This window comes from Streptomyces cellostaticus (assembly GCF_001513965.1).
Classification (GTDB): Bacteria; Actinomycetota; Actinomycetes; order Streptomycetales; family Streptomycetaceae; genus Streptomyces; species Streptomyces cellostaticus.
Map to the genome: position 1 here is coordinate 238,298 of NZ_KQ948019.1, position 7,917 is coordinate 246,214.

The 7,917-nt window shown below is 71.5% G+C and carries 6 protein-coding genes; 4 read left to right on the plus strand and 2 right to left on the minus strand.

The window, feature by feature from the left end:
• Positions 1 to 13 precede the first annotated feature (13 nt).
• Positions 14 to 574: an HIT family protein gene (locus AQI88_RS12640; RefSeq protein WP_066996741.1), complete on the plus strand. Its 561-nt coding sequence runs from the start codon at positions 14 to 16 to the stop codon at positions 572 to 574.
• Positions 575 to 605: 31 nt separating this feature from the next.
• Here the strand turns inward: AQI88_RS12640 and AQI88_RS12645 are convergent, their stop codons facing one another.
• Both AQI88_RS12645 and AQI88_RS12650 read right to left on the minus strand, forming a co-directional pair.
• A complete protein-coding gene (locus tag AQI88_RS12645; RefSeq protein ID WP_066996744.1) occupies positions 606 to 2,258 on the minus strand; it encodes a hypothetical protein in 1,653 nt (550 codons plus the stop codon).
• A gap of 214 nt (positions 2,259 to 2,472) precedes the next feature.
• Positions 2,473 to 4,671 carry an elongation factor G-like protein EF-G2 gene (locus AQI88_RS12650; protein ID WP_066996747.1) on the minus strand — a complete coding sequence of 733 codons (2,199 nt, stop codon included), beginning with the start codon at positions 4,669 to 4,671 and terminating at the stop codon, positions 2,473 to 2,475.
• A gap of 229 nt (positions 4,672 to 4,900) precedes the next feature.
• Between AQI88_RS12650 and pgsA the strand changes: the two genes are divergently transcribed.
• Genes pgsA through AQI88_RS12665 form a run of 3 tightly spaced genes read left to right on the plus strand, consistent with a single transcriptional unit; the run spans position 4,901 to position 7,694 of the window.
• The gene (pgsA, locus tag AQI88_RS12655) at positions 4,901 to 5,632 is read left to right on the plus strand and encodes a phosphatidylinositol phosphate synthase (protein WP_066996750.1); all 732 of its coding nucleotides are present in this window, start codon (positions 4,901 to 4,903) and stop codon (positions 5,630 to 5,632) included.
• Positions 5,629 to 6,537 carry a phosphatidylinositol mannoside acyltransferase gene (locus AQI88_RS12660; RefSeq protein ID WP_066996753.1) on the plus strand — a complete coding sequence of 303 codons (909 nt, stop codon included), beginning with the start codon at positions 5,629 to 5,631 and terminating at the stop codon, positions 6,535 to 6,537. Before pgsA ends, AQI88_RS12660 begins: the two co-directional genes overlap by 4 nt.
• Positions 6,534 to 7,694 (plus strand): glycosyltransferase family 4 protein, encoded by a 1,161-nt coding sequence (locus tag AQI88_RS12665; RefSeq protein ID WP_066996756.1) that lies wholly within the window; start codon positions 6,534 to 6,536, stop codon positions 7,692 to 7,694. The genes AQI88_RS12660 and AQI88_RS12665 overlap by 4 nt, the downstream gene beginning before the upstream one ends.
• The last annotated feature ends 223 nt before the right edge of the window (positions 7,695 to 7,917 follow it).

The window sequence follows — 7,917 nt, forward strand, 5'->3', positions numbered from 1 at the left end:
CGGGTGAAGCCATATGCTGCTTTGCATGACGAGTGAGCCGGAGCAGCAGATCGGAGTGGGCACGCAGGACGCGTTCCAGCGCCTGTGGACGCCCCACCGGATGGCCTACATCCAGGGCGAGAACAAGCCGACCGGCCCGGGGGCCGACGACGGCTGCCCCTTCTGCTCGATCCCGGCCAAGTCCGACGAGGACGGCCTGATCATCCGCCGCGGCGAGCACGTCTACGCCGTCCTCAACCTCTACCCCTACAACGGCGGCCACCTGATGACCGTGCCCTACCGGCACGTGGCCGACTACACCGACCTGACCGGGCCGGAGACCGCCGAGCTGGCGGAGCTGACGAAGCAGGCGATGACCGCCCTGCGCACCGCCTCCGGCGCGCACGGCTTCAACATCGGCATGAACCAGGGCACGGTGGCCGGCGCCGGCATCGCCGCCCACCTCCACCAGCACATCGTCCCGCGGTGGGGCGGCGACACGAACTTCATGCCGGTGGTCGGCCACACGAAGGTACTGCCGCAGCTGCTGGCGGACACCCGGAAGATGCTGGCAGAGGCATGGCCGGCGATGTGATGTGAGGCCCTGGGGGCGGCAGCCCCCAGACCTACGCGTCGTACAGGTCGGCCTTGCGCGGCGTCGGATCCTGCACCAGCCCACTCAGCACGGACGACCGGTTGCCGAACTTCTCCGTGTCCACGCCGTTGTCCTCCAGGACCCGCATCGCAGCCGAGTGCACCACCCGCAGCACCGGCGTGGCCGCCCGCAGCGCATCGTCCGCCATGAAGCGGTGCCGCCAGGGCTGGTCGGCCCAGGCATGCCGCAGGCCGAACGGCTCGGGCAGGACGAGGGAGCCGCCGAGCCAGTTCAGCAGCGGCGGATACCAGGTCAGCGGGGCGCGCGCGGCGAGCCGGACCACCTCGTCGGTCGGCACCAGCGGCAGCTTGACCGTGCGGGTCTCCCAGGGCTTCAACGACTTGGTGACCTCTTTGGTCGGTGCTTCCGGCTTCGCCGTGAACAGCGGGTTCACCGGTCCCAGCGCATGCCCGGTCACCTCGATGCGCAGCGTCTCGTGCAGCACGGTCACCGTGATCAGCATGGTGATGACCAGCTGCCCGTCCCACAGCGTCCACTGCACACCCAGGTAGTGCCGGTCACCGCTGCCGAACTGCTGCTTGTTGCAGATGTCCTGTATGGCGTGCGACTTGACCTGGAACGCCTCGACGTCCGTGCCCTCCGGCCGGGACACCGCCGCAGCCTTCTCGCCGATCGGCGTGACGATCCAGTGCCGTATCGACGGCCGGGGGAAGCCGCCGGTGTTCAGCGGGCCGCGCTCCAGCATGCGCAGCTGGTCGTGGATCGCGCGTACGACGTCCCAGCTGCGGAAGGGGTGGATCTCCCGGGTGGGGTCGGCCGACACCAGGTCCTCGGCGAGCTGCCAGGCACCCCAGCGGGTGCCCATGCCGAGTATGCCCTTGGGGCCGGCGTAGAAGACCGAGTTGGACTGCTGCTCCGCGCTGAGCCGGGCCAGTGACTGGCGCAGCTGCTCGGCCGCGGTCTCGCCCGGGCTGCGCGGCACGGCCTCGGGGACCTTCGCACCGACGCTGCTGCCCGAGAGCAGGCCGTCCCAGCGCGCCCGCAGGTCCTTCGCGGTGCGCTCGCAGATCCGCCTGGCCAGGAACCACCCCAGCACCGGGGCGACCACCGCCGCCCGCGCATACCAGGCCCAGAATCCGTGGAACGGCATCTTCAGCAGGAACAGCGCGGCCAGCAGGCCGACCCCGTAGAGCAGGGCACTGGCCAGCCACCCCGCCCGCTTGGCGTCGCGCCTGGCGACGAACCTGCGCAGCTGGAAGACGACCAGCCAGCCGATGAGACCCGGCAGGAAGATCAGGCCGCACGCCACCATGAGGAGGGACAGCCGGTTGTCGCGGTCCCGGCGGATGTTGTTGGCCGCCAGGCAGTGCTCCACGATGACCTGGGGATCGGCACCGAAGGACTGGATGAGCGGCTTGCGGCCGGGGGCGAGCATGCGGTCGGCCACGGCCCGGGAGAACGCCTCGCCGAGGTTGGGCCGGAAGATCGTGGCCCACTTGCGGCCCGGCTTGACGGTCGACTGGTGCCAGTCGTTGTCGGCCTTCTTGATCTCCTCGAGCCCGTTGTCCCGGTAGGCCGCCGAGGCCAGGGCGAAGGTCGCCGCCTCGCCCCCGTCACCGGAGACGGGCACTTGAGGTCCGTCCCACTCCGTTCCCACCGACATTCCCGCCCCCCTCGCCGCCGGTCTTGCTCCTGCGGCCTTCCCGACTTCCGCGCTCCGCACACCTGTTGGACAGGCCGTCGCGCCGATACCACATCAGTACCGCACGAGTTCGGCACGACGTGATCAGGTGATCAGCGTATCCGCAGCCACTGACACTCCGTCGGCGGACGGCCGAAGCCGCCCGCCGATACCCGGAGTCGACCGCCCACGGCCGCTACGGCGTCTCGCCCGCCTGTTCGCGGATCCGCTCGGCGATCTGCGGCGGCATCGGCTCGTGCCGCGCGTATGCGCGGCTGAAGCGGGCGGTGCCGTGGGACAGCGAGCGCAGGTCGATCGCATAGCGGCCGATCTCGAACTCGGGCACCTCGGCGCGGACCAGGGTCCGCCCGGAGCCCACCTGTTCGGTGCCGAGCACCCGGCCGCGCCGGCTCGACAGGTCGCTCATCACCGCGCCCACGTAGTCGTCGGAGACCAGCACGGTCACCTCGGCCACCGGTTCCAGCAGATGGATCCGCGTCTCGGCCGCGGCCTCGCGCAGGGCCAGCGCGCCCGCCGTCTGGAAGGCGGCGTCGGAGGAGTCCACCGAGTGCGCCTTGCCGTCCAGCAGCGTGATCCGCACGTCCACGAGCGGATAGCCGGCGGCGACCCCCTTGGCGGCCTGCGCCCGTACGCCCTTCTCCACGGAGGGGATGAACTGGCGCGGTACGGCGCCGCCGACCACCTTGTCCACGAACTCGATGCCCGAGCCGCCCGGCAGCGGCTCCACCTCGATCTCGCAGATGGCGTACTGCCCGTGCCCGCCGGACTGCTTGACGTGCCGGCCGCGCCCGGCCGCCTTGTCGGCGAACGTCTCCCGAAGGGAGACCTTGTGCGGGACGACGTCGACCTGGACGCCGTACCGGCTGCGCAGCCGCTCCAGGGCGACGTCCGCGTGGGCCTCGCCCAGGCACCACAGAACCACCTGATGGGTGTCCTGGTTCTGCTCCAGACGCATCGTCGGGTCCTCGGCGACCAGGCGGGCCAGCCCCTGGGAGAGCTTGTCCTCGTCGGCCTTGCTGTGCGCCTGGATGGCCAGCGGCAGCAGCGGGTCGGGCATCTGCCAGGGCTCCATCAGCAGCGGGTCGTCCTTGGGCGAGAGCGTGTCCCCGGTCTCGGCGCGGCCGAGCTTGGCCACGCACACCAGGTCGCCCGCGACGGCGTGCGTCACCGGGCGCTGCTGCTTGCCGAAGGGCATGGACAGCGCGCCGATCCGCTCGTCGACGTCATGGTCCTCGTGCCCGCGGTCGGCCAGGCCGTGCCCGGAGACGTGCACCGTCTCGTCGGGGCGCAGGGTGCCGGAGAAGACGCGGACCAGCGAGATACGGCCGACGTAGGGGTCGGAGGCGGTCTTGACGACCTCGGCGACCAGCGGCCCGTCCGTGTCGCACGCCGTCAGCTCGCGCGGTGTGCCGTCGATCGTGCTGACCCCGGGCATGGGGTGCTCGAACGGGGTCGGGAACCCGCCGGTGATCAGCTCCAGCAGCTCCACCGTGCCAAGGCCCTGTTTGGCACCCTCGGCGGCGGGGGCGGCCGCCAGGACGGGGAAGAACGTGCCGCGTGCGACGGCCCGCTCCAGGTCCTCGATCAGCGTCTTCACGTCGACCTGCTCGCCGCCCAGATAGCGGTCCATGAGGGTCTCGTCCTCGCTCTCGGCGATGATCCCCTCGATGAGCCGGTTGCGCGCCTCGTCGATGTCCGGCAGCTGGTCCTCGCCGGGTTCGGACTCCTTGCGCTCCCCTGACGCGTAGTCGAACAGCTTCTGCGACAGCAGCCCGATCAGTCCCGTCACGGGCGCGTGCCCGTCGGGGCCCTCCGGCCCGCGCAGCGGCAGGTACAGCGGCAGCACCGCGTCGGGGTCGTCCGCGCCGAAGGCCTCGGCGCACACCCGGGTCATCTCCTCGAAGTCCGCGCGCGCGGCCTCCAGGTGCGTGATCACGATCGCGCGGGGCATGCCGACGGCCTGGCACTCCTCCCACACCATGCGGGTCGAGCCGTCCACCCCGTCCGAGGCCGAGACGACGAAGAGGGCCGCGTCCGCTGCTCGCAGACCGGCCCTCAGCTCCCCGACGAAGTCGGCGTACCCGGGGGTGTCGAGGACATTGACCTTGATGCCGTTCCATTCGACCGGCGCGAGGGAGAGCTGTACGGAGCGTTGCTGCCGGTGCTCGATGTCGTCGTAGTCGGAGACGGTGCCGCCGTCCTCCACGCGGCCCGCCCGGTTCACCGCCCCCGCGGTCAGCGCGAGGGCCTCCACCAACGTCGTCTTGCCCGAACCGGAGTGGCCGACCAGCACCACATTCCGTACGGACGCGGGGTGGTCGGCCGCCACTGCCCTGCCGGCGGCCCCGGGGTGTGTCTGTGTCTTGTCGCCCATGATCCTGCCTCCCGTGCACGGTGAGGTCACTGGGGCGCGGACACGCGGCGCCGCGTGCACTGGCGGCTCCTGCGACGCCCGCGGTCCTTCGAGCTTTCCACTCCCGTCACGTTGCGTCCATACGACGGACGCCGATCGCGCCACGCGCGCCCCGCGCGTGCGGGCGTGCACCGGCTCGGGGCACGGGCTGCGGGTGCCCGCCCGTCACGCACACGCGCGCCTGGCTACGATGGGCCAGCCGGTGGCCACCAGGGTCGCGGCGACACCGACCGTCGGGAAGGCCATGCTGAACAAGTACGCGCGTGCATTTTTCACGCGTGTCCTCACGCCGTTCGCCGCGTTTCTCATCCGGCGGGGGGTCAGCCCCGACACGGTGACGCTCATCGGCACGGCCGGTGTGGTCGCGGGTGCGCTGGTCTTCTACCCCCGGGGCGAGTTCTTCTGGGGCACGGTCGTGATCACGCTGTTCGTCTTCTCCGACCTGGTCGACGGCAACATGGCCCGCCAGCTGGGCCGCTCCAGCCGCTGGGGCGCGTTCCTTGACTCCACCCTGGACCGGGTCGCCGACAGTGCGATCTTCGGCGGCTTCGCGCTCTGGTACGCCGGCCACGGGAACGACAATGTCCTGTGCGCCGTCGCCATCTTCTGCCTGGCCAGCGGCCAGGTGGTGTCGTACACCAAGGCACGCGGCGAGTCGATCGGACTGCCGGTCGCCGTCAACGGGCTCGTTGAACGCGCCGAGCGCCTGGTGATCTCGCTGGTCGCGGCCGGTCTCGCGGGCCTCCACACGTTCGGTGTGCCGGGCATCCAGTGGCTGCTGCCGGTCGCCCTGTGGATCGTCGCCGTCGGCAGCCTCGTCACGCTGATCCAGCGGGTCGTCACCGTCCGCCGCGAGTCCGCCGAGGCCGAGGCGGCGGCCGCGCAGCACGACGCGTCCCAGGGGAGCGAGGCGGCGAAGTGAGCACCGCCGAACGGCTCACCGACGCGCTGTACGGCCTCGGCTGGAGCACCGTCAAGAAGCTCCCCGAACCCGTCGCGGTCCGGCTCGGGCAGACCATCGCCGACACCGTCTGGAAGCAGCGCGGCAAGGGCGTGCAGCGCCTGGAGGCGAACTACGCGCGCGTGGTGCCGAACGCCACCCCCGAGCGCCTCGCCGAGCTCTCGCGCGCGGGCATGCGCTCGTACCTGCGCTACTGGATGGAGTCCTTCCGGCTGCCCGCCTGGAGCGCCGAGCGCGTGAAGACGGGCTTCGAGTGCAAGGACGTGCACCACCTGACCGACGGGATCGCCTCCCCCCGGGGCCTGATCCTCGCCCTGCCGCACATGGCCAACTACGACCTGGCCGGCGCCTGGGTCACCACCAGGCTGGAGACACCCTTCACGACGGTCGCCGAGCGGCTCAAGCCCGAGACGCTCTACGACCGCTTCGTCGCCTACCGCGAGGGCCTCGGCATGGAGGTTCTGCCGCACAGCGGCGGCACCGCCTTCGGCACCCTGGCCCGACGGCTGCGCGACGGCGGCCTGGTCTGCCTGGTCGCCGACCGTGACCTGTCCGCCTCCGGCGTCGACGTCGACTTCTTCGGGGAGCGGACCCGGATGCCCGCGGGCCCGGCCCTCCTCGCCCAGCAGACCGGCGCCCTGCTGCTGCCCGTCACGCTCTGGTACGACGACTCGCCCGTCATGAAGGGGCAGGTCCATGCCCCGGTCGAGGTACCGGAGTCAGGTACGCGGGCCGAGAAGACGTCTGTCATGACACAGGAACTGGCCGACGCCTTCGCCACCGGGATCGCCGACCATCCGGAGGACTGGCACATGCTCCAGCGCCTGTGGCTCGCCGACCTCGACCCCGCGAAGGGACCCTCGTGAGAATCGGGATCGTCTGCCCGTACTCCTGGGACGTGCCCGGTGGCGTCCAGTTCCACATCCGCGACCTCGCCGAGTACTTCATCCGCCTCGGCCACGAGGTCTCCGTCCTCGCCCCCGCCGACGACGACACGCCGCTGCCGCCGTACGTCGTCTCGGCCGGCCGCGCGGTCCCGGTGCCCTACAACGGCTCGGTGGCCCGGCTGAACTTCGGCTTCCTGTCGGCCGCGCGGGTGCGGCGCTGGCTGCACGACGGCGCGTTCGACGTGGTCCACATCCACGAGCCGACCTCCCCGTCGCTCGGCCTGCTGACCTGCTGGGCCGCCCAGGGCCCCATCGTGGCCACGTTCCACACCTCCAACCCCCGCTCGCGCGCGATGATCGCCGCGTACGCGATCCTGCAGGCGGCCCTGGAGAAGATCAGCGCGCGCATCGCGGTCAGCGAGTACGCCCGCCGCACCCTGGTCGAGCACCTGGGCGGCGACGCGGTGGTCATCCCCAACGGCGTCGACGTCGACTTCTTCGCCGAGGCCGAGCCGAAGTCGGAGTGGCAGGGCGACACGATCGGCTTCATCGGCCGCATCGACGAGCCCCGCAAGGGCCTGCCGGTCCTGATGAAGGCCCTGCCGGAGATCTTCGCCGCCCGCCCGCAGACGCGCCTGCTGGTCGCGGGGCGGGGCGACGAGGAGGCGGCCGTCGAGGACCTGCCGAAGGAACTGCGCTCCCGCGTCGAGTTCCTCGGCATGATCAGCGACGAGGACAAGGCGCGCTTCCTGCGCAGTGTCGACCTGTACATCGCGCCCAACACCGGCGGCGAGAGCTTCGGCATCATCCTCGTCGAGGCCATGTCGGCGGGCGCCCCCGTGCTCGCCTCCGACCTCGACGCCTTCGTCCAGGTCCTCGACCAGGGTCAGGCCGGCGAGGTCTTCGCCAACGAGGACGCCCACGCGCTGGCCGAGGCGGCCGTACGCCTGCTGGCGGACCCGGCGCGCCGGGCCGAACTGCGCGAGCGGGGCAGCACCCATGTGCGGCGCTTCGACTGGTCGACGGTCGGCGCGGACATCCTGTCGGTGTACGAGACGGTCACGACCGGTACAGCGGCGGTGGCCACGGACGAGCGGTCGGGCCTGCGGGCGCGGTTCGGGTTGGCGCGGGACTGACCTGGACCTGGATGCCTGTGGCTTCGAGTGCGGCGGTGGTGGTTGCGGGCGGGTGGTCGGGTCTGGGGCGCGGTTCGGGTGGGTGCGGGACTGACTCGCACCGGGATGCCTGTGGCTTCGGGCCTGGCGGCGGTGGCCACGGGCGGGTGGTCGGGTCTGGGGGCGCGGTTCGGGTTGGCGTGGGAGTGACCTGGACCTGGATGCCTGTGGCTTCGAGTGCGGC